24 protein-coding genes are annotated in these 20967 nt (G+C 68.6%); 9 read left to right on the top strand and 15 right to left on the bottom strand.

Annotation, left to right across the window (positions count from 1 at the left end):
• Positions 1–107 precede the first annotated feature (107 nt).
• Positions 108–470: a DUF3175 domain-containing protein gene (locus tag WI26_RS27480; RefSeq protein WP_059511505.1), complete on the top strand. Its 363-nt coding sequence runs from the start codon at positions 108–110 to the stop codon at positions 468–470.
• A gap of 40 nt (positions 471–510) precedes the next feature.
• Positions 511–1833 (top strand): cation:proton antiporter, encoded by a 1323-nt coding sequence (locus WI26_RS27475; RefSeq protein ID WP_069227956.1) that lies wholly within the window; start codon positions 511–513, stop codon positions 1831–1833.
• A 14-nt stretch (positions 1834–1847) separates the two neighbouring features.
• Here the strand turns inward: WI26_RS27475 and ligD are convergent, their stop codons facing one another.
• From ligD to WI26_RS27425, 10 genes are all read right to left on the bottom strand, one after another.
• Positions 1848–4613: a DNA ligase D gene (ligD, locus tag WI26_RS27470; protein ID WP_069227955.1), complete on the bottom strand. Its 2766-nt coding sequence runs from the start codon at positions 4611–4613 to the stop codon at positions 1848–1850.
• Between the two features lie 24 nt (positions 4614–4637).
• Positions 4638–5666, bottom strand: a complete 1029-nt coding sequence (locus WI26_RS27465; RefSeq protein WP_069227954.1) for a Ku protein — start codon at positions 5664–5666, stop codon at positions 4638–4640.
• A 273-nt stretch (positions 5667–5939) separates the two neighbouring features.
• The gene (locus tag WI26_RS27460) at positions 5940–6326 is read right to left on the bottom strand and encodes a DUF3022 domain-containing protein (protein ID WP_059511509.1); all 387 of its coding nucleotides are present in this window, start codon (positions 6324–6326) and stop codon (positions 5940–5942) included.
• Complete coding sequence (locus WI26_RS27455; RefSeq protein ID WP_006767422.1) at positions 6323–6484, bottom strand: DUF1328 family protein; 162 nt, start codon at positions 6482–6484, stop codon at positions 6323–6325. The genes WI26_RS27460 and WI26_RS27455 overlap by 4 nt, the downstream gene beginning before the upstream one ends.
• 55 nt (positions 6485–6539) lie before the next feature.
• Positions 6540–6728, bottom strand: a complete 189-nt coding sequence (locus WI26_RS27450; RefSeq protein WP_059511591.1) for a DUF3008 family protein — start codon at positions 6726–6728, stop codon at positions 6540–6542.
• A gap of 70 nt (positions 6729–6798) precedes the next feature.
• Entirely contained in the window at positions 6799–8238 is a 1440-nt protein-coding gene (locus WI26_RS27445) for an RNA polymerase factor sigma-54 (RefSeq protein ID WP_069227953.1), read from the bottom strand.
• A 200-nt stretch (positions 8239–8438) separates the two neighbouring features.
• Positions 8439–8750 carry a hypothetical protein gene (locus WI26_RS27440; protein WP_059511511.1) on the bottom strand — a complete coding sequence of 104 codons (312 nt, stop codon included), beginning with the start codon at positions 8748–8750 and terminating at the stop codon, positions 8439–8441.
• A 51-nt stretch (positions 8751–8801) separates the two neighbouring features.
• On the bottom strand, positions 8802–9113 hold the full coding sequence (locus tag WI26_RS27435) for a hypothetical protein (protein ID WP_059540835.1): 312 nt from the start codon (positions 9111–9113) through the stop codon (positions 8802–8804).
• Positions 9110–9379 (bottom strand): hypothetical protein, encoded by a 270-nt coding sequence (locus WI26_RS27430; RefSeq protein ID WP_155768835.1) that lies wholly within the window; start codon positions 9377–9379, stop codon positions 9110–9112. Before WI26_RS27430 ends, WI26_RS27435 begins: the two co-directional genes overlap by 4 nt.
• A gap of 207 nt (positions 9380–9586) precedes the next feature.
• Positions 9587–9889, bottom strand: a complete 303-nt coding sequence (locus WI26_RS27425; RefSeq protein WP_059511592.1) for a hypothetical protein — start codon at positions 9887–9889, stop codon at positions 9587–9589.
• A 150-nt stretch (positions 9890–10039) separates the two neighbouring features.
• Between WI26_RS27425 and WI26_RS27420 the strand changes: the two genes are divergently transcribed.
• The 5 genes from WI26_RS27420 to WI26_RS27400 all read left to right on the top strand — a co-directional run bounded on the left by WI26_RS27420 (position 10040) and on the right by WI26_RS27400 (position 13764).
• The gene (locus tag WI26_RS27420) at positions 10040–10291 is read left to right on the top strand and encodes a hypothetical protein (protein WP_059540964.1); all 252 of its coding nucleotides are present in this window, start codon (positions 10040–10042) and stop codon (positions 10289–10291) included.
• Positions 10292–10379: 88 nt separating this feature from the next.
• Complete coding sequence (locus WI26_RS27415) at positions 10380–10811, top strand: CBS domain-containing protein (protein WP_059511514.1); 432 nt, start codon at positions 10380–10382, stop codon at positions 10809–10811.
• A gap of 90 nt (positions 10812–10901) precedes the next feature.
• On the top strand, positions 10902–11384 hold the full coding sequence (locus tag WI26_RS27410) for a PRC-barrel domain-containing protein (RefSeq protein WP_059511515.1): 483 nt from the start codon (positions 10902–10904) through the stop codon (positions 11382–11384).
• Between the two features lie 250 nt (positions 11385–11634).
• Positions 11635–12930: an MFS transporter gene (locus WI26_RS27405; protein ID WP_059511516.1), complete on the top strand. Its 1296-nt coding sequence runs from the start codon at positions 11635–11637 to the stop codon at positions 12928–12930.
• A 51-nt stretch (positions 12931–12981) separates the two neighbouring features.
• A complete protein-coding gene (locus WI26_RS27400; protein ID WP_069228334.1) occupies positions 12982–13764 on the top strand; it encodes a substrate-binding domain-containing protein in 783 nt (260 codons plus the stop codon).
• A 24-nt stretch (positions 13765–13788) separates the two neighbouring features.
• On the opposite strand, the gene dctA is transcribed toward WI26_RS27400, so the two are convergent.
• Both dctA and WI26_RS27390 read right to left on the bottom strand, forming a co-directional pair.
• A complete protein-coding gene (gene dctA, locus WI26_RS27395) occupies positions 13789–15111 on the bottom strand; it encodes a C4-dicarboxylate transporter DctA (protein WP_069228333.1) in 1323 nt (440 codons plus the stop codon).
• 43 nt (positions 15112–15154) lie between these two features.
• A complete protein-coding gene (locus WI26_RS27390) occupies positions 15155–16078 on the bottom strand; it encodes a LysR family transcriptional regulator (RefSeq protein WP_059511517.1) in 924 nt (307 codons plus the stop codon).
• Between the two features lie 541 nt (positions 16079–16619).
• Between WI26_RS27390 and WI26_RS27385 the strand changes: the two genes are divergently transcribed.
• Positions 16620–17267: a UdgX family uracil-DNA binding protein gene (locus WI26_RS27385; protein WP_069227951.1), complete on the top strand. Its 648-nt coding sequence runs from the start codon at positions 16620–16622 to the stop codon at positions 17265–17267.
• A complete protein-coding gene (locus WI26_RS27380) occupies positions 17264–18556 on the top strand; it encodes an NRAMP family divalent metal transporter (RefSeq protein WP_069227950.1) in 1293 nt (430 codons plus the stop codon). The genes WI26_RS27385 and WI26_RS27380 overlap by 4 nt, the downstream gene beginning before the upstream one ends.
• Before the next feature lie 139 nt (positions 18557–18695).
• Here the strand turns inward: WI26_RS27380 and WI26_RS27375 are convergent, their stop codons facing one another.
• The 3 genes from WI26_RS27375 to WI26_RS27365 are packed head-to-tail and all read right to left on the bottom strand — an operon-like array spanning position 18696 to position 20864.
• The gene (locus WI26_RS27375; protein WP_059511520.1) at positions 18696–19307 is read right to left on the bottom strand and encodes a hypothetical protein; all 612 of its coding nucleotides are present in this window, start codon (positions 19305–19307) and stop codon (positions 18696–18698) included.
• A 59-nt stretch (positions 19308–19366) separates the two neighbouring features.
• Positions 19367–19978, bottom strand: a complete 612-nt coding sequence (locus WI26_RS27370; protein ID WP_069227949.1) for a DUF4142 domain-containing protein — start codon at positions 19976–19978, stop codon at positions 19367–19369.
• 28 nt (positions 19979–20006) lie between these two features.
• On the bottom strand, positions 20007–20864 hold the full coding sequence (locus tag WI26_RS27365; protein ID WP_059593987.1) for an SDR family oxidoreductase: 858 nt from the start codon (positions 20862–20864) through the stop codon (positions 20007–20009).
• Between the last annotated feature and the right edge of the window lie 103 nt (positions 20865–20967).

The following is a 20967-nucleotide window of genomic DNA, read 5'->3' as shown; positions in this document are numbered from 1 at the left end:
CTGTCGTGGAATTTCCTGCGTCCATGGTTCAGCAAGGCATGTGCCGTCGGCGATGCGCGGCACGCGGCTTGCTGCGCAGGACCATCGACCCCGTACGGAGCCCTGTCATGCCTTCAGCTTCCGCTTCCGCCTCCCGTGCGCACGGCAAACGCGTGACGCGCCGCCCCGGCCGCGCGCGCAGCAACGATCCGCATCATCGAAAGCGCTGGTCCGCCGATGTCATGCGAAAGAGCGACGCGCTGGACATCGAACCCGAGACCTTCAAGTCCGACGATCCGGGCGAGATCGCGGCGTCGCTCAAGCGCTCGGCCGAACGCAGCCGCCGCCGCAAGGCGCCGCCGTTCCAGTCGGCGATGTCGATGCTCAACTTCTATCTGAATCGCGCCGGCCGCAACCTGCCGAAAACGCGCCGCGCGACACTCGAACGCGCGAAGCGGAAACTGCGCGAGGCGTTCGGCCGCAAGCCGTGACGCCCCCCCGGCCCGCTCCGTATCGATCCGCTCCGCCTGCATGCATGAAACGCTGTGGTATCTGATCATCGGCGCGGTGCTGATGGGCATGGGCGTCGCGACGTCGGCGCTGCGTCACCTGCCATGCAGCAGCGCGATGATCTATCTCGCGCTCGGCGTCGCGCTCGGCCCGTCCGGCGCCGGGCTCCTGCATCTCGACATCGAACGCGACGCGCCGCTGTTGCGCGAGATCGTCGAGGTCGCGCTGCTGGTGTCGCTGTTCGCGATCGGGTTGCGGCTGCGCGTGCCGCTGTCCGACAAGTTGTGGCTCGTGCCCTGCCGGCTCGGCCTGCTCGCGATGATCGTCACCGTACCGCTGCTCGCCGGCTGCGCGGTGTTGACGCTCGGGCTGGGATGGGGCCCCGCGCTGCTGCTCGCGGCGATCCTCGCGCCGACCGACCCGGTGCTCGCGCACGACGTGCAGGTGCACGATCCCGGCGACCGCGACCTGGTGCGCTTCGCACTATCCGGCGAGGGCGGGCTGAATGACGGCATCGCGCTGCCGTTCGCGCTCGCGGGCCTCGCGCTGTGCGGCGCGTCCGACACGCCGCACGCGCGGCCGGCGCTGACGGGCGCATTCGCATTGACCGCGTTGTGGGGCATCGCGGGCGCGGCCGCGATCGGCGGCGCGCTCGGCGCGGCCGCCATCAAGGCGATCGGCTGGCTGCGCGCCCGCCATGCGCAGGCGCTCGGGTTCGAAGGCTTCTTCGCGCTCGCCCTGATCGTGCTGTCGTTCGGCGCCGCGCAGCTCGCGAATACGTTCGGTTTCATCGCGACGTTCGCCGCAGGCGTCGCGATGCGCCGCGTCGAGCATCGCGCGAGCGGCGACCGGCGGCCGCGCGAAGTGATCGGCCGAATCGATTCGGAAGACGTGGCCGCGACCGAGCAGCATCCGGAGAAGGTGCACGCGTTCATGACCGAATCGGTGCTGGACTTCACGATCGAGCTCGAACGGATCGCCGAGGCGCTCATCATGACGATGATCGGCAGCGTGCTCGCGACGCTGTCGGCGCCGCTCATGACGTGGGGCGCAATCGGGCTCGCCGTCGTGCTGTTCGTGGCCGTACGGCCGCTCGCGGTGCTCCTGACGCTGACCGGCTCGCGCGCCACCCACGCACAGCGGCGGCTGATGGCGTGGTTCGGGATACGCGGGATCGGCTCGTTCTATTACCTGCTGTTCGCGCTCGAACACGGGCCGTCCAGCGCGGTGCGCCCGCTCGCGGCGCCGGTGCTGGCCGTCGTGTCGGCGTCCGTGATCGCGCACGGCGTATCCGCGACGCCGCTGATGGACTGGTATTACCGACTGCAGCAGCACCGGCGTTGACCGCGCGGGCGACGTCACGACGCGTCGAGTCGCGCGCGCATCTGCGCGGTGATGCGCTGCCGCGTGTCGTCGTAGCCTTCCCACGGATCGCGTTCGAGCCGGTCGAGCCGTTCGTGCAGCGTATCGATCGTCCATTGCGCGCCGCCCGTCGTGCCGCTCACCTCGTCCCAGCGCAGCGGCACCGACACGCCCATCCCGGGCCGCGCACGCGCCGAATACGCGGCGATCGTGCTCGCGCCGCGACCGTTGCGCAAATAGTCGATGAAGATCTTGCCGCGACGATGACGCGGCCCCATCGTCGCGGTGAAACGATCGGGCAACGCTGCCGCGACGTGCTGCGCGACGGCGCGGGAGAACTCCTTCACGTCGTCCCATCCGAGGTGCCGCGTGATCGGCACGACCACATGCAGCCCCTTGCCGCCGCTCGTCTTGCAGAACGATGCAAGCCCCAGTTCGTCGAGCAGCCCGCGCACGAGTTGCGCGGCCTCGATCATCGCGCTCCACGGCAGCGCCGGATCGGGGTCGAGGTCGAACACGATCCGGTCCGGCCGCTCGATGTTCGACGCATGCGCGTTCCACGTATGCAGCTCGATCGTGCCCATCTGCGCGGCGCCGAGCAGCGCGTCGACACTGTCGAGCGACAGCAGCGGACCGTGCCCCGGATCGAGCCCGGCGTGCTGCGTGACGAACGGGATCTCGCGGCGTTCGGCATGCTTCTGGAAGAACAGCTCGCCCGCAATGTCGCCGGGCGCGCGCACGAGCGACACGGGCCGGCCCTTCAGGTCCGGCAGCAGCCACGGCGCAACCCATTGCCAGTAACGCGCGAGATCAATCTTGCGCGTGCCGCTGCCCGGATCGAGCACGCGCTCCGGATGAGTGATACGCACGCGGCCGAGCCGATCCGGGCCGGTATCGTCGTTGCCCGCCGTGCGCGTGGATACCCGCGAACGCGCGTGGTGCTCGCGACCATTCGCGTCGTGAGCGGCGTGCGACGCGTGCTCGGCGCGAGGTTTGTCGTGCGCGGCCTGACGTCGATCCATCGCCACCTCCGTTTCCGTATGTTTCGGCACTTCGCGAACGATCTGCTCGGCCGGCTTGTCTTCGCGCAACGCGATGAACGCGGCCTGCCGCACGATGCCGTCGCCGGTCCACTCCGCGAATTCGCATTCGGCGACGAGCGTCGGCTCGATCCAGTGCACACGCGTGCGCGAGCGTTCGCGCGGCGGCGGATCGAACGGCGTCGTGTCGCGCTCGTGCTTGCGCAGGATCGGCGCAAGCCGGTCGAGCATGCGTGTGTCGAAGCCCGTGCCGACCCTGCCGACGTAGCGCAGCGGTGTCGGCCCGCGCCTTCGCTTGCCGGCCGCCGCCGGTTCGTGCACGCCCAGCAGCAGCGCGCCGAAGCCATGACGGCTGCCCGATGGCTCCGTGTAGCCGCCGATCACGAACTCCTGCCGGCGCCGGCATTTGAGCTTGATCCAGGCGGGCGATCGTCCCGCCCGATAGCGCGAGTCCGCGCGCTTGCCGATCAGCCCTTCCAGGCCGGTGTCGCATGCGCTCGCGATCAGCGACGCGACATCGTCGCCAAGATCGGGCGAGAAGCGCAGTCGCGCCGGGTCGCTGTCGGCCAGCAGCGGTTCGAGCAGCGCGCGGCGTGCGGTGAGCGGTGCGTCACGCAAATCGTGGCCGTCAAGATAGGGCAGATCGAATACGAAGAGCGTGACCGTGTCCGAGCGTCCCGCACCGAGGGCGTTCTGCAGCGCCTGGAAATCGGGAAGACCGTTCGCGCCGAGCACGACGGCCTCGCCGTCGAGCCATGCGCCGTCGACGGCGAGCGCCGCGAGCGCATCGCGTTGCGCGCGCAGCTTCGCCGTCCAGTCGCGACCTTCACGCGTCGTCAGCTTCACGTGCCGGCGCGTGCCCTTGCCGGAAATGCGCGCGAGGATCCGGTAGCCGTCGAACTTCAGTTCGTAGCGCCAGTCGCCGTGAGCCGGTGGAGCGTCGACCAGCGTCGCGAGTTGCGGCGCGACGCGCTCGGGCAACGGCGCGCGCACCGCACCTTCGATCGCGGACGGATCTGCAGGCGGGCCGTCACGATCGTCGCGGTCGCGGCCGCGGTCGCCGTCGTCATGCCGCGCGCCACGCGCATCGCGTTTTTTTGCCTTGTCGCCGCGGCCGCGCGGCGCCGCGCCATCATGCACACTCCCCGGCCGCTCGCCGACGACGTCGAATTCGTCCGCGGCGCGCGCGTCGTCGTCGCGCTCCTTGATCAGCAGCCACTGCTCCTGCCGCCCCTGCTGGCGACCGCTGCGCACGAGCGCCCAACCGCCGTGCAGCTTCTCGCCGTCGAGCCGGAACGTCAGCTTGCCCGCGCGATAGCCGTCGCGCGCCTGTGCGAGTCCGCCGTCGGGCGTCCACGTGCCTTCGTCCCATACGACGACCGACCCCGCGCCGTAATGCCCGGCCGGAATCTCGCCTTCGAACGATGCATATTCGAGCGGATGGTCCTCGACGTGCACGGCCAGACGCTTCACCGATGGATCGAAGCTCGGCCCCTTCGGCACGGCCCACGACTTCAGCGTGCCGTCGAGTTCGAGCCTGAAGTCGTAGTGCAATCGCCGCGCGTGATGCTCCTGGATCACGAAGCGCAGCGGATGGCCGGCGCGCGTGCGCGCGGACGGTTTCGCATCCGCCTTCGCCCGCCGACGCCCGTGCGCGCCTTCCGGTTCCGGCGTCGCGCCGAAGTGGCGTTTGCGGCGATATGGATCGAGCTTGCCGGGCATTGCATTACCTCGCTGCGCGCGGCGTCATGCCGCGTGCTTGCGGCGCGCGGTGGCTTTCTTCGCCGCATGTTCGCCGGTCGCCGCACGTTTCGCGGGCGACCGTTTCGCCGCCGCGGTTTTCGTGGCCGCGCCCTTCGCTACGGTCCTGGAAGCCGGCTTGCGTCGCCCGCCGCCGCGCGACGACGAAGACGCCCGCTCGGTGTCCGTGTCCGCGTCCTCGTCGTCGCCCCCATTGTGCAGCTCCGCCGCACGCGCGCCGCCGCCCTTCAGGCTGCGCTTCAGCAATTCGGTGAGATCGACCACGTTGGTCGCCGCGCGGGTCGTCTGCGCAGGCCGTTCCTCGATTTCCTCGATCTTGCCCGCGCGCACCTTGCGCTCGACCAGCTCGAGAATGTCGTCGCGAAACGTGTCGTGATATTCGTCGGGCGTCCATTTCCCGGCCATGTCGTCGATCAGCTTCTTCGCCATGCCGAGCTCGCGCGCGGTCACGCCCGCGCCCTTGGCGTCAACGGCCGGCACCGACAGTTCGTCGAGGGGCCGCAACTCTTCCTGCCAGCGCAGCGTATCGAGCGCGAGCATCGGTCCGACCGGAATCAGCGCGCCGAGATGCTGGCGGTCGCGCATCACCACGAGCGCGATGCCGATCTTGCCGCTGTCCTTGAGTGCGTCGCGCAGCAGCGCATAGACCTTCTCGCCCTTGCGGTCCGGCACGAGGTAGTACGGCGTGTCGAGATAGAGGAACGACACGGCGTCCTCGTCGACGAAGGTCAGGATGTCGACGGACTGCGTCGATTCGGGGTTCGCCGCGCGGATTTCGTCGTCGGTCAGCACGACGTAGCGCTCCTTCTCGTACTCGTAGCCGCGCACGATGTCCTCGCGCGTGACTTCCTTGCCGGTGCGCTTGTTGATCTGCCGGTAGCCGACCGGATCCATCGAGCGCTTGTCGAGCAGCCGAAACGACGGCTTGACGGTGCGCGTCGCGGGAAAAAGCTGCACGGGCACATGAACGAGCCCGAAACTGATCGCGCCTTTCCAGATCATCCGCGGTGCCATGCCTGTCCTCCTTGCCGCTTGCACGCCTGCCTGGCGGCCCGGCTCCTCCGCGCGGCGCTCCCCGGGCCAGCGCGATGCCGCGCCGGCGGATTGCGGCCGATTGCCGGATCGGAGAGATTCGTCATGCGCGCCTCCTCGTATCGGTTCGATGCAGGACGGCGGCGGGCGTGACCGCGTCGCGGCGAACACGGAGCCGTCACCGGAAACGGGCGAGCCGCGCGGCATGCACCGCGACGGCGCGCCGCGATGCGGCGGCACGCTGCCGCCGCGGTGTCAGGGCGCGCTCAGTGCGCGATCCAGTTCCTCGCGCGTCACGTCGAGCGCGACGCTGCATTCGATCTCGGCGTCCTCGACGCGCGGTTTCTGTTCATCCACCGCGCGCCGCGCCATGTCGCATATATGGGTCCGTACGCGCAACCGGTCGGCCGCGCCGAGGGACACATAGCGCGCGAGGACGTCAGGCTCGAAGCGCAGGTCCACCACGCAGCGCCACTGACGCGCGCTCGCATCGGCCGGCACCCGCACCCACGATACCTGGATCGTCAGCCGCCCGGACGCGTCGTCCGCATGCACGACGAGGGTCGACTGCGATGGAAATCCGTTCGCGAGCGCTGTTTCGAGTTCGGCGATGCGCTGCGAACGGTCGGGCATGGCCGTCATCGGCGCACGACTCCCAGCAGCAGCGTGACCAGAAAGATCACGACGAAGATGTAGAACAGGATCTTCGCGATCTCGGCCGCGCCGGCCGCGATGCCGCCGAAGCCGAACACGGCGGCGATGATTGCGATGATGAAGAAGATGATGGCGTATCGAAGCATGAATTCCTCCTGGAGTCCTGACGAACGTCGATCTTGGACGCGTGCCGCCGCACGATCAAGAATCGTGCTTGTGCCTCGGTTTGCCGCGGGCCGGCGTCGAAGCCATTCTTTCGAGTTCCTTCTCGCTCATCGACTTGGCCATCGACTTCGCAGGCGGCTTCAGGTCCTTCATCCTGGTGTCGCCGCGCTTGGCCGACAGGGCGGCCCCTGCGGCGCGCTGCTGGGCCTGGGACTTGGCTGGCATGGCATTCCTCCTCTCGGTGGTGCGCGCGAGCACCTCGGTTCGCGGGCCGCGCGCGGTTCGCACGGTATCGTCATGCGGCGTCACGCCGGCGCAGCTCAGCCGGCGGAATCTTCATCGCCTGGCGATACTTGGTCACCGTCCGACGCGCAAGAAGGATGCCGCGCCCCGCGAGGTTCTGCGCGAGCGCGACGTCCGACAGTGGATCGTTGTGGCGCTCCGCCGCGATCATGTCGCGGATCAGCACCTTCGCGGCCGACGCCGAGCACACGCCCTTGCCGGCTGCTTCCAGCTTGCGCGGGAAGAAATGCTTGAACTCGAATGTGCCGTGCGGCGTGGCCATGTACTTGTTGCCGGTCGCGCGCGACACGGTCGATTCGTGCAGGTCGAGTTCCTCGGCGATGTCGCGCAGCACGAGCGGCTTCATCGCGATCTCGCCGTAGCGGAAGAAATCGCGCTGCCGCGCGACGATGCATTCGCCGACGCGCTGGATCGTGTCGAAGCGCTTCTGCACGTTGCGGATCAGCCAGCGCGCTTCCTGCAACTGCTGGCCGAGCGGCGAATCGCGCTCGCCGCTCGACTGCGCGAACAACGCCGCGTAGCGCTCGTGCAGCCGCGCGCGCGGCAGCACGGCCGGGTTGATCGTCACGATCCATTCGTCGCGCACCTGGCGCACGATCACGTCGGGTATCACATAGTCGCCGCGCGTGCTGCCGTAGTGATTGCCGGGACGCGGATCGAGCGTGCGCACCAGCGCGCACGCGGCCTGCATCGTCTGCTGGCTGCAGCCGAGTCGTCGCTGAATTTCCGCCGTCTCGCGCCGCGCGAGCCGTTCGAGATGGTCGCGCGCGATTGCCTTCGCCTCCGCGAGCGCCGGCGTGCCGGCGGGAATCGCATCGAGTTGCAGCACCAGGCATTCGGACACCGAGCGTGCGGCGATACCCGGACGGTCCAGCATCTGCACGAGCCGCAGCGCGACCGCGAGATCCTGCTCCGACAACAGCAGCGCCGGATCGGCCGCGACCAGCAGCTCGGCCAGTTCCTGACGCAGGTAGCCGTCCTCGTCGAGCGCATCGATCACGATGCGCGCGGCCTCGCGGTCGCGCTTGTTCAGCGGATAAAGACGCAGCGCATCGTGCAATTGCTGGTGCAGCGACGGCTCGGCCGCCATCCACTCGCCGGGCGACAGGTCGCTCGCATCGTCGGCCTGGCGGCTGGTGCCGCGCGGCGCCGGAGCGGCCGTATACGACACCTCGCCGTCGGGCGGGCGCACGTCGTCGCGTTCGGGCGGCGGCTCGGGCTGCGCGGCTTCGGCAGTGGGTTCGGGCGCGTCGGCGTCGGCGGCGGCTTCGTCGTCGCCCTGGCCATCTTCGAGAAATGGATTCGAGTCGAGCGCCTGCCGCAATTCCTGCTGGAATTCGAGAGAAGACAACTGCAGCAAGCGAAGCGACTGCTGAAGCCTCGGCGTGAGTGCCAGATGCTGTCGCATCTGGAGCGCAAGCGTGACGGACATCGATGCCCTCCTGGCGGTGTGCGGAATTGCGTTCAGACGAATTCACGCAGCTTCCATGCCAACCCCGCAAAACGCCGTCCGTCGCGGCTCTCGCGGGTTCGTACCCCGCCTGCGACGTCTCCGGGTGCCGCCTTTTTACAAGTGCCGGCAAGTTAGGGGCACGGAATTCGCGCCGGGCGGCCGCGCCGCGTGCCGCGCATTCAGTATTGCATCGGCGGCGGCGTGCCCGGCGTCGTCCGGTCGCCCTGTTCACCGTTCGGCCCCGGCGGCGGCACGTCGGCCGGCTCACCGCCGGTCGCGCCCGCCGGCATCGTGTTCTGCGGCGACGGACGCGTGTCGTAGCGCGTATTCGCGTCCGGCATCGTCGTGGTCGGCGATGCGCCGTGGCCGTCCGGCGGCGCCGGCGGTGCACCGCGCGTGCCGTAGGTGGCCTGTGGCTGCGTGCATGCGCCAAGCGCGCAGGCGGCGGCGAACGCACAGGCGCCCACACGCATCGACTGGATGGGTTTCATCGGAGTCCTCCGTTGAAGTCGGCGGCACCGGGCCGGCCGTGGCGACACGGCTCAGAGCCGGTTGAAATGGAAATCGCCGGCATACGCGGTCGGCGCGCGCCGCGCCATCATCGTGTCGAACTCGGCGGCGACGCGTGCCAGCGCGCCGCGCTGCTGCTCGACACCGGCCTGCTCGAGCGCCGCGAACGCGTCCGCGTCGAAGGTGACGGTCAGCGACGCCGGATGACCATCGACGCGAAAGCCGAAATGCAGGGCGCCCGCCGGGTGTTCCTCGACGTGGAACGGCATCGCCCGGGCCTCGAAATGGCGGCCGAGGGTCTCCGCTACGTCGCGCAGCATGCCGGGTTTCACGCGGATGCTCATCGCGGCGCCTCCGTCGATCGACTAAACGCCACCGGCGGTATGCCCGTCGGCGGCACATGGATCGGCGGCTCCCGCGTCGGCGGCTCGCGTTCCGGTGGCGGCTGCGCGGGCGGATCGCCTTCCGGATCGTGATACGGCTCGGGCGTGCCGGGCGGCAGATCGTCCGGCGGGGGCGGTTCGGGGTCCGGCTCGACGTCGGGCATCGGCGGGTCGGGCCGGTGCATCGACCGGGCGGGGTTTGAAGTGGCGTCTCGGTTCATGGGCATTCGATCGCTGCGTTCTCCTGACGAAAATGGATCGCAGGGCGGCGCATTCGCCGCTGCGTGCGTGATGCTGACGGACTCACATCCGCAAGCCGCGTGCCGGCCATCCGGCATCGCTTGCCGCACGGCGCCGAGCGAACGCGCGCGCGCCCGCTCGGCGGGACGTGTCTTCGCTACACCATGCGCTGCAATTCTTTCAAGGCCATCGCGCTACGCGTCGTACGCCGCCATCACGAGCCACAGCTCATGATCGTCGTCGCGCACCCGCGCGGCGAGCGCATACGGGTCCGTCGGATCGCACGCGCGCTGCAGCGCGAAGCGCGCGGGCTCGGTCGAGCCGAACGTCTCGTCGAGCGGCCGCACGTCGGCCTTGCCTTCGAACATGCGGCGATCGGGCCGGTAGATCAGCGGCTCCTGTTTCCATGTGACGAAATGGCTCTTCACCGACTCGAATCCTCCGCCGCAAACGTTGACTTCATAGCGCACCCCTGGCCGCCGTTTCGGAATCGTCATCGTGTCCTCCCGCTTGATGTGCGTGTGCACGCGGCGCGCGCCGCCGCGTGTCGTCGTGGACGACGACGCGGCAAGTCGCGTGCCGTCCGGATGCATCGGGCACGGCCGTTGCGCGACGAGCGCCTCATCGTCACCGACACGGAGCCTGCCATGAAGGATTCGACCCGTTCCGGCCGCGACGCGCCGGCGCACGACCCGCATCCTGCCTCGCCGCCGCTGAAGGACCAGGACCGCACGAAAACGCACCACTCGGAACGGCATATCGACAAGCAGCTCGAGGACACGTTCCCCGCGAGCGATCCGCCGGCGACCGGCGGCGTCACGCGCATCGAACCCGACACGCCGCCGGGCACGCACGACGACGGCCCGTGGCAGGACCCGGGCAAGCGCCGCGACGAATGACCGCCGGCGATTCGACGAAATGCCCGTGCCGAACGGCACGCCGCTTGCTGAATCGCTCGGCCCCGCTTCAACCCGGAAGGAGGACTTCATGCATCGCGTCAACGAAATCATGTCGCAGGACGTCGTGCGCATCGCGCCGACCGACTCTATCCGTCATGCGGCGCAACTGATGGAGCGCTACGACATCGGGGCGCTGCCCGTGTGCGACAACAACCGGCTGATCGGCATGGTCACGGACCGCGACCTCGCGGTGCGCGCGATCTCGGCCGGCAAGCCGCCGGAGACGCGGATCCACGAAGTTGCGTCGGGCCCGATCGAATGGTGTTTCGAGGACGATTCGCTGGACGAGATCCAGCACTACATGGCCGACGCGCAACTGCGCCGCCTGCCCGTCGTCGATCACGAAAAGCGCCTGGTCGGCATGCTGTCGCTCGCGGACATCGCGACGCGCACCGCCGGCCCCGCGCGCGACGACGTCGCGAACACGCTCGAAGGCGTGTCGCAACCGAAGCGTACGTGACGGGGCGATCCTCGCTCCGCCCGACAACCCGCGCGACCCGCTGGGCCCATCCCGGGCACGGTCGCGCTCCACGCAACCAGGAGGACAACCATGCAGACTTCCGATCGAGGACAGACGCGCATCATCGGCAAGGGCGCCGCGACGGCGGCCGGCCCGGGCCCCGACGTGATGGCGGCCGACACGCTCGAAGGCGACAAGGTCTACACGACCGATGGCGACGACGTCGGCAAGATCAAGGACATCATGCTCGACGTGCGCTCGGGCCGCGTCGCATATGCCGTGCTGTCGAGCGGCGGCCTGCTCGGCATCGGCGACAAGCTGCTCGCGATTCCATGGAGCGCGCTCACGCTCGATACCGAACGCAAGTGTTTCCTGCTGTCGGTGTCGTCCGAGCGGATCCGCAACGCGCCGGGCTTCGACAAGGATCACTGGCCGGCGATGGCCGACCCGCAATGGGCCGAGCCGCTGCACGAGTTCTACGGCAGCACGCCGTACTGGAGCGCGGGCGACGAGCTCGGGCTCACCGATCCGACCGAGGAACTGAACGATCCGCGCACGCGCGGGCGGCATTGACCGTTCGTGATTTGCCGGTGGTTCAGGCGAACGGCCCCGCGCATGCGGGGCTTTTTTTCGGGCGTTTTGATGGATTTGCGAGCCGGCCGTGCGCGCGCCCGGCGTAGCCTGCCGCCCGATTGATAACCATACAACATCAATCCTTCCAAAAATCGCACTTATCGTTTGACCGTCTTCAGGCGAACATTGCCGAAACCACAATAGACCGCTCCCCGGCACATTCTTCCCGATTTCCCCTGGAGACACCCAGATGCACCCCTCGCCCAGCCTTCCGACCGGACGTTCGAAGGCCGCCACGGTATTCCGCGTGACGGCCGGCAACTTCCTCGAGCAGTTCGACTTCTTCCTGTTCGGCTTCTACGCCACCCAGATCTCCGCCGTGTTCTTTCCCGCCGCGAGCGAATTCGCGTCGCTGATGATGACCTTCGCCGTGTTCGGCGCCGGCTTCCTGATGCGGCCGCTGGGTGCGATCGTGCTGGGCGCGTACATCGACGACGTCGGCCGCCGCAAGGGTCTGATCGTCACGCTGGCGATCATGGCGAGCGGCACCATCCTGATCGCGTTCGTGCCGGGCTATGCGACGATCGGCCTGCTCGCGCCCGTGCTCGTGCTGGTCGGGCGCCTGCTGCAGGGCTTTTCGGCGGGCGCCGAGCTGGGCGGCGTGTCGGTCTATCTCGCCGAGATGGCCACGCCCGGCCGCAAGGGCTTCTATACGAGCTGGCAGTCCGCCAGCCAGCAGGTCGCGATCGTCGTCGCGGCAGGCCTCGGCTTCGCGCTCAATCACTGGCTGAGCGCATCGGCCATCGCCGCGTGGGGATGGCGCGTCCCGTTCTTCGTCGGCTGCATGATCGTGCCGTTCATCTTCATGCTGCGCCGCAAACTCGAGGAAACGCAGGCGTTCAACGCGCGCCGGCATCGTCCGGGCATGAAGGAAGTGTTCGGTACGCTGGCGCGCAACTGGGGCGTCGTGGTCGCCGGCATGATGCTGGTCGCGATGACCACCACGAGCTTCTACCTCATCACGGTCTACGCGCCGACCTTCGGCAAGACGGTCCTGCACCTGAGCACGGCCGACAGCCTGCTCGTGACGCTGTGCGTCGGCGTGTCGAACTTCGTGTGGCTGCCGATCGGCGGCGCCCTGTCCGATCGCATCGGCCGCCGGCCGCTGCTCGTCGGCATGACGCTGCTCGCGATTGCCACCGCGTATCCCGCGCTGTCGCTGCTCGCGCATGCGCCGTCGTTCGTCAACATGCTGCTCGTGCTTCTGTGGCTGTCGTTCATGTACGGGATCTACAACGGTGCGATGGTCGTCGCACTGACCGAAGTGATGCCCGTCGAGGTGCGCGTGGCAGGGTTCTCGCTCGCGTACAGCCTCGCGACGGCCGTGTTCGGCGGCTTTACGCCGGCCATCTCGACGGCGCTGATTCACATGACCGGCGACAAGGCCGCACCCGGCTACTGGATGAGCATCGCCGCGGTGTGCGCGTTGCTCGCGACGTTCGCCCTCTATCGCCGGCAGACGGCCACGCTGACGCCGGCGCACTGACGCCTCATGCCGGACGACCTGCCTCGACTCCACACGGCCAAGACCATGACCATCAAAAACCTGCTCCTGAAACTCTGCGCGAGCGCGCTCGTCGCCACCTCGGCGGTCGCCGCGAACGTGCAGGCCGCCGACCTGCACGTGATGAGCTCGGGCGGCTTCACCGCCGCCTACAAGCTGCTCGGCCCGCGATTCGCGTCCCGTACGGGCAACACGCTCGATACCGCGCTCGGCCCGTCGATGGGCAAATCGCCTGAAGCGATCCCGAACCGGCTCGCGCGCGGCGAGCCGGCCGACGCCGTAATCATGGTCGGCTATGCGCTCGACGATCTGATCCGCCAAGGCAAGGTGATCGCCGGATCGCGCGTCGAGCTGGCCGATTCGCGCATCGGCATGGTCGTGCGCGACGGCGCGGCGAAACCGGATATCGGCACGGCCGAGGGCCTCAGGCAGGTGCTGCTGCATGCGAAGTCGATCGCCTACTCGGACAGCGCAAGCGGCGTCTACATCGAGCGGGAGTTGTTCAGGAGGCTCGGCATCGAGGATCAGGTGAAATCGAAGGCGACCATGATCCCGCGGATTCCGGTCGCCTCCGTGGTCGCGAACGGCGACTACGAGATCGGATTTCAGCAGGTGAGCGAGCTGCTGCCCGTGAAGGGCGCGACCTTCGTCGGGAAGATTCCCGAATCGCTGCAGTCGGTCACGCGCTTCGCGGCCGGCATCCCCGTCGGCGCGCAGCATCCGGAGGAAGCGAAGGCGCTGCTCGACTATCTCGCGTCGCCCGACGTGCAGGTGGATGTGAAGTCGACCGGACTGGATTCCGTTTCCGCACGTTGAACCGGAACCACGGGAAGGTGCGCGTCAGACCGTCTTCCCGTCGGGCCCGGTGCCAGCGTCGGCTTCATCGGCGCCATTGGGGCCAGCCGGTTCGGTCGCGTTCAGTATCCGCGCGAGACGCGCACGATCGCACGCCCCTTCCCGCATCGAAACGAAGATCACCGCGCACGCGTTGCTGACCACGCTCGTCAGCGCGCGCGCCTCGGACATGAAGCGATCGACGCCGACCAGAAGCGCGACGCCGGCGACCGGCAGGTCGGGCATCACGGCGAGCGTCGCGACGAGCGCGACAAGCCCGCTGCCGGACACACCCGCCGCGCCCTTCGACGTCAGCAGCATGACGGCCAGCATCGCGGCGATCTGCGGCGCGGAAAGCGTCACATCGCACGCCTGCGCGATGAACAACGCCGCGAGCGTCAGATAGATCGCGGTGCCGTCCAGGTTGAACGAGTAGCCGGCCGGCAGCACGAGCCCGACGACGCCCTTGTCGCAACCGAGCGACTCCAGCTTGACGATCAGCCGCGGCAATACCGGCTCCGTGGACGAAGTCGCGAGGACGATCAGCAACTCCTCGCGGAGGTAGCGCAACAGCCGCCACAACGCGAAACCGTGCAACCGCGCGAGCGGCGCGAGCACCAGCGCGACGAACAGCGCGCAGGCCACGTAGAACGACGCCATCAACCGTGCGAGCGAGCCGACCGAGCCGATGCCGAAGCGCCCGACCGTGAAGGCCATCGCGCCGAATGCGCCGAGCGGGGCGAGCCGCATGATCATCGCGAGCACGCGAAACACGATCTGCGCGACACCGTCGATCAGCGCCAGCACGGGCTGCCCGGCCCGCGGATACGCGTTCAGCGAAAAACCGAACAGCAGCGACAGCAGCAGCACGGGCAGCACCTCGCCCCGCTGGAACGCGCCGAGCATCGTATCCGGGATCACGCTCAGCGCGAACGCGACGAGGCCGCGCGGTTGCGCATGCTGCGCGTATTGCGCCAGGACGCTCGCATCGAGATGGCGCACGTCGACGTGCATGCCGGCGCCCGGCCGCATCACGAACGCGGTGACGAGCCCGAATGCGAGCGCGGCGGCGGTCAGCAGATAGAACAGCACCAGCGCGCGGACGATCGTGCGGCCGATGGCTTTCCCGTTCGTGAGCGACGTGATGCCCGAGACGATCGTGCAGAACACGATCGGCGCGATCATCATCCGCACGAGACCGACGAATGCGTCGCTGAGCGGCTTGAGCGCCGCGCCAGCCGACGGCCAGAAGTGGCCGACGCTCACGCCGAGCGCCATCGCCAGCAGAACTTGTACGTAGAGCGAACGAAGTGGTCTTGCCAGCCTCACGATGCGGTCTTCCTCGATGTTCCGGTCGTGTTCGTCGCAGGCATCACGTCGATGCATCGCTGCGCGGCGCGCCGCCCCGCCTTGCGTCGACAACCGCCCGGTGAAACTCCTCCGCGGCGGGCGTCAGCGCACGTCCGCGCCGTTTCACGATGCCGACCCTGCGCTTGACCGACGGTTCGACGAGGGGCACGCTCGTAAGCAGCGGATGGTCGTGTCCGGGCATTGCCATCGACGGCACCGCGGCGACGCCGAGCCCCGCCTCGACCAACCCGAGCATGGTCGTCACGTGGCGGGTCTCGCACACGCTCGGCGCACGCGGCGCGACGCTCGTCAGTGCCTGGTCGAGCAACAGCCGGTTGCCGGACGTCTTGTCCACGGACACGTACTCGTATTCGTAAAGCTCGTTCCAGGTCACGCGCTTCTTGCGCGCAAGCGGATGATCGCGCCGGCACGCGGCGACGAATCGCTCCTGCAGCAGCAGCTTGAACTCGACCTCGGACTCCTGGCTGCCCATGAAGCTCACGCCGAAGTCGGCCTCGCCGCTGATGACGGCGCTCAGCACCTCGTTCGCGCTCGCATCCAGCAGCTTGACCCTGATGCGCGGAAAGCGCCGATGATAGCTGGCGATCACGTTCGGCAGAAAGTAGTAGGCCACCGACGGCACGCACGCGATCGTCACGTGTCCGAGGCGGCTCGACGAGACGTCGCGGATGCCGAGCAGCGCGACGTCGAGATCGTCCAGCAGTTGCTCGGCGCTCGGCGCGAACACGCGGCCGACCGTCGTGAGCGTGACACTGCGCGTCGTGCGCTCGAACAGACGCACGCCGAGCGCTTCCTCCAGCTTGTCGATCCGGCGACTCAACGCGGGCTGCGAAATGCTGATCGCCTCGGCGGCCTTCCGGAAGCTTCCCAGCTCCACCACCGCGCGAAACGCCTGCAAGTCGGTCAAATCGAAGTTGATTCCCACGGGCCTGGTCTCCGGATCTCGAATGCCGGGTATTTTGCACGAATCGGACAAACACACCCAGCCGGGACATGCCCGGCCGAGATCGCCGCGACGGCCGGGCCGCGCCACCGCGCCGCGACCGAATGAACGCGGCACGACGACGTGCCGATACCGTTTTACAAGTCCCGTGTAAGCGCCATGAGCGCCCGCGCCTGGTCGTCCGTGGCCACGCGCCGGTTCCTCACAAGCGCGGCATCAGCGGCACGGCCGCGCATCATGGCGGCACGTCGGCGGGGTCCGAATCGCCATCGGGTCGGATTGCATCGCGGCGTTCTCGCGTAACGGCAACGCGCCCCGACGTACACCGCGCGCGGGTCGACTGCATGCGGCATGCCGGTTGCTGCACGAACTGCACAGCATCGATAAGGGAGCCGTCAATGCGCGCACTGCCGATGTTCCGACCCGCCCAGGTGTTCCACCCGCTTGCCGATCGCCGACGAGCACGCCGTCGTGCGCACGTCAATGCGGGCGCGGCGCCGACTGCTGGTACAGGAACCACCGCATGACGCGCCACGCGCCCGCGAAGCGCGCGGCGGTGCCGGTCGTCCCCGACGACGATGCACCTGCCACGCTCGACGCCTGCCGCCGCTGCGGATTGTGGGAACACGCGACGCAGCCGGTACCCGGTGCGGGGCCTGCCGATGCGCGCATCATGCTGGTCGGCGAGCAGCCGGGCGACCAGGAGGACCGCACGGGCATCCCGTTCGTCGGCGCGGCGGGCCGCATGCTCGATCGCGCGCTCGACGAGGCCGGGATCGAACGCACGTCCGTCTATCTGACCAATGCGGTCAAGCACTTCAAATGGGAGCCGCGCGGCAAACGACGGCTGCACAAGACGCCCGCGCAGCGAGAGGTCGCCGCGTGCCGCTACTGGCTCGAACGCGAACTCGATGCGACGCGCCCGAGCGTGATCGTCGCGCTCGGCGCGACGGCGCTGCGCGCGGTGCTGCAAGACAACGAAGCAACGCTCGAGCGCGCGCGCAAGCCGGTGCGCTCGCCCGACGGCTGTCTCGTCGTCGCAACCTATCACCCGTCATACGTACTGCGCACGCGCGGCGCCGATTCGCGCGAGCACGCGTACCGCACGCTCGTCGACGCGCTGCGCACGGCGTCGCGCCTCGCGCGCGGTGCACGGGGAGACGCCGAATGAGCGACCTGCGCGGCGACGCCGCGACCGCCGCATCCACCGCGCAGCCATGGTACCGACGGCTCGGCCCCGGCCTGCTCGCGGGCGCGTCCGACGCCGATCCGAGCAACGTCGCCGTCTATGCGCAGGCCGGCAGCCAGTTCGGCTTCCACATGCTGTGGATGATCGTGATCACGCTGCCGATGATGGTGGCCGTGCAGATCGCGTCGGCATTCGTCGGGCGCGCCAATCGCGAAGGCCTCGTGGCAGGCATCCGCGAGCAGTTCTCCAGCCGCCTCGCCAAAGCCCTGATCGTGATGGTCGTGATCGTCAACGTCGTCAACGTGGGCGCCGATCTCGCCGCGATGGGCGACGCGACCGCGCTCGTCGTCGGCGGCCGCAGCTACTGGTATGCGCCCGTCTACGGCATCGCGTCGCTCGCGCTGCAGATCCTGCTGTCGTACGAACGCTACGCGCGCTGGCTCAAATGGATGACGCTCGGCCTGCTCGCCTACGTGCTCGAACTCGGTTTCGTGCACATCGACTGGCGCGGCCTGCTGCACGCGATCGTGCTGCCGCACATCGCGTTCACGCACGACTATGCGACGACGGCGGTCGCGGTGCTCGGCACGACCTTGAGCCCGTACCTGTTCGTGTGGCAGGCCGCGCTGGAAGTCGAGGAAACCCAGGCCGAGCGCCGCAACGGCGACACCGCGTTCGCATCGGCCACGCCCGGCGAGACCGAGCGGCGCATCACGTTCGACACCTGGACCGGGATGATCGTGACCAACGCCGTGTCGTTCTGCATCATGGTGATCGGCGCGGCCGTGTTCTTCGCGAACGGCAGGCACGACATCGGCTCCACCGCGCAGGCTGCCGAGGCGCTGCGCCCGATCGCCGGTGAAGCGGCGTTCGTCGTGTTCGCGTTCGGCATCGTCGGCTGCGGGCTGCTCGCGATTCCCGCGTTCGCAGGCAGCGCCGCGTATGGCTGCGCCGAGGCATGGCGCTTCCGGGAAGGCCTGAACGAACCGGTGCGGCGCGCGCCGGCATTCTACGCGGTGCTGGCGGCATGCGTGCTCGTCGGCATCGCGATCTGTTTCAGCCCGATCGATCCGATCAAGGCGCTTTACTGGAGCGCGGTGCTCAACGGCGTCGCGGCGGTGCCGATGCTGGTGCTCGTGATGCTGTTGTCGCAGCGACGCGATGCGGCAGGCCGGCCGGGCAGCGGCCTCGCGTCGAAGATGTTCGGGTGGCTGGCGGTCGCGCTGATGGCGGGATCGGTGATCGTGATGGTCATGGACATGTTGACTTGACCGCGACGGTGCAGTTGCCGGTGTCGTTGTGTCAGCAACCGTTCGGCCGGGAAGCGCCGGGACGCCAGGACGACGGCGCAACGATATCGGACAACCGGGCGGCCGCGCACAGCATGGCCCGGTTGCCCGACCGGCATCGTTACATCATCTTGCCGCGAGACTTTTCGGCGCGCGCGGCATCGGCCGCCGACTCGACCTTCCTCACTTCCTCCGGCGGCGGCAGCACCGCCTTGAAGCCCATCGAGTCGATCCACATCTCGCGCGCCCAGCCGCGAGTGTGATACAGGTGATGGTCCTCGTCGGCCTCGACTTCATCGTGCGCTGCCTTCAGCGCCTTCGCCGCATCGCCGTCGCGCAACTGGTCGGCGGCATAGCCGATCAGCTCCCAGTTCAGGTGATCCTTGGTTTCGGCCAGCACTACGCATTCGGCCGCGACGACCTGCGCGACCGCCGGATCGGCCTGCTTCCTCGCCTGCTCGATCACCTGGACGAGCGACTTGCCGGTTGCCGCCACGGCGGCGCGGCCGGGCGACTGCGTATCCGGATCAAGGCCGAGCGTTTCGAACACCTTGCGCAGCACGTCCTGATGATGCATCGTTTCGCGGTGGTACTTCTCCCACTCCTTGTGCAGGTCCTCGTCGGTCGCACACTGGAGCGCGGCCTCGTAGATCTTCGCGCCGCCAAGCTCGGTCTCGTATGCCTGGCAGAGCAGTTCGAGGATGCCTTCGTGCTTCGATTGCCGTTGGGCCATGACTGCCTCTCCGAAAAAACGGGCCGCCCGCGCGGCCCTGGGGTTGAAACGGGCGCGCGTTACTGCGTGCCCACCTTGCGTTGGAGTGCCTCCGCCATGCTCAGGTGATGCTTGAGCGTCGGCAGCGTGGATTTCGCGAACGCACGCAGTTGCGCGTCCTTGCCGTCGCGCGCCTCGTCCTCGAACAGCGCGACCGCCTTTTTATGCGCGTCCGGGCCAACCGCCGCGACGTACGCGGTGTCGAAGTCGTGCCCGTGCTTGCCGCGCAGCGCTTCGACGTCCGGGTCCCGGATCTGATCGACTTGCGGCTTCATGCCCGTGCGCGCGGCGATCGCGTTGAGCTTCGCGTTCGCCTTGCCGTGATCGGCGACCATGCGCTTCGCGAATGCCCGCACGTCCGCCGATTGCGCCTGCTTCAGCGCGAGCTGGCTGGCCTGCACCTCGGCCTTGCCGGCGAGCGCGGCCTTGTCGACGAACTCCGCGTCGCCGCCCTGCGGCGCCTTCGCGATGCCGGCATCGCCCGCGCCGGCCCCCGACGACGGGTTGATCACGCCGCCCGGCACATGCGAATTCGATGCGGGCGGCTCGCTCGGCATCTGCGCCTGCGCGAATCCCGACACGGCGAGCACGCCCGCGGCGAGCGCCGCGATCGTCCAGTTGGGTTGTTTCATGCGCTTTCTCCTTGTATGGACAGAGTCGTCAGCCGCCGACGATCGAGCCGCCGTTCGGATGCAAGGTCTGTCCCGTCATGTAACTCGCGCCTTCGGACGCGAGCAGCACGTAGCAGCCGATCAGCTCGTCCGGCTGCCCCGGTCGCTTGAGCGGCACGTTCGTGCCGAATTTCGATACCTGTTCGGCGGTGAAGGTCGACGGAATCAGCGGCGTCCAGATCGGGCCGGGGGCGACCGCATTCACGCGAATGTCGCGCTCCGCCAGCTCGATCGACAGCGAGCGCGTGAACGCGACGATTGCGCCCTTGGTCGACGAATAGTCGGGCAGCTTCGGGCTGCCGTGATACGCGGTCACCGATGCGGTATTGACGATGCGGCCGCCCGCCTTCATGTGCGACAGCGCAGCCTGCGTGCAGAACACCATTCCGTACACGTTCGTGCGGAACGTGCGCTCGAGCTGTTCCTCGGTCACGTCCTCGATGCCCGGCTGCGGATGCTGTTCGCCCGCGTTGTTGACGAGCACATCGAGCCGTCCCAGCCGCTCGACCGTGCGGGCGACGGCGTCGCGCGCCTGCCGTCGATCGCCGACGTCGCATGCGATCGCCTCGCAGCGCCGGCCCGTCTGCTCGATCAGGCGCTTCGTGTGCGCGGCGTCGTCCGATTCGTTCAGATAGACGATCGCGACATCCGCGCCCTCCTTCGCGAAACCGATCGCGACCGCGCGGCCGATCCCGCTGTCGCCGCCCGTCACGAGCGCGACCTTGCCGGCCAGCTTGCCGCTGCCCGCGTAATCGGCCGCTTCGTCGTGCGGCTTCGGATGCATTTCCCGCTCGCGGCCAGGCTGTTGCGTCTGCGTCTGGGGCGGCGGGGTTTTGGTGTTGGTCATGGGTTCCTCCTTGAACGGGTGTCGCGAATGCATCGCAAGCGGCGTGCCGCGCCCCTCGCATCGACCCGCGCGGCTGCACGCCGGGTTGCGGGCGCAGCCGGAA

The organism is Burkholderia diffusa (assembly GCF_001718315.1).
GTDB lineage: Bacteria > Pseudomonadota > Gammaproteobacteria > Burkholderiales > Burkholderiaceae > Burkholderia > Burkholderia diffusa_B.
The sequence above is the reverse complement of the archived record's forward strand: the minus strand, read 5'-3'. Positions and strand labels throughout refer to the sequence as shown.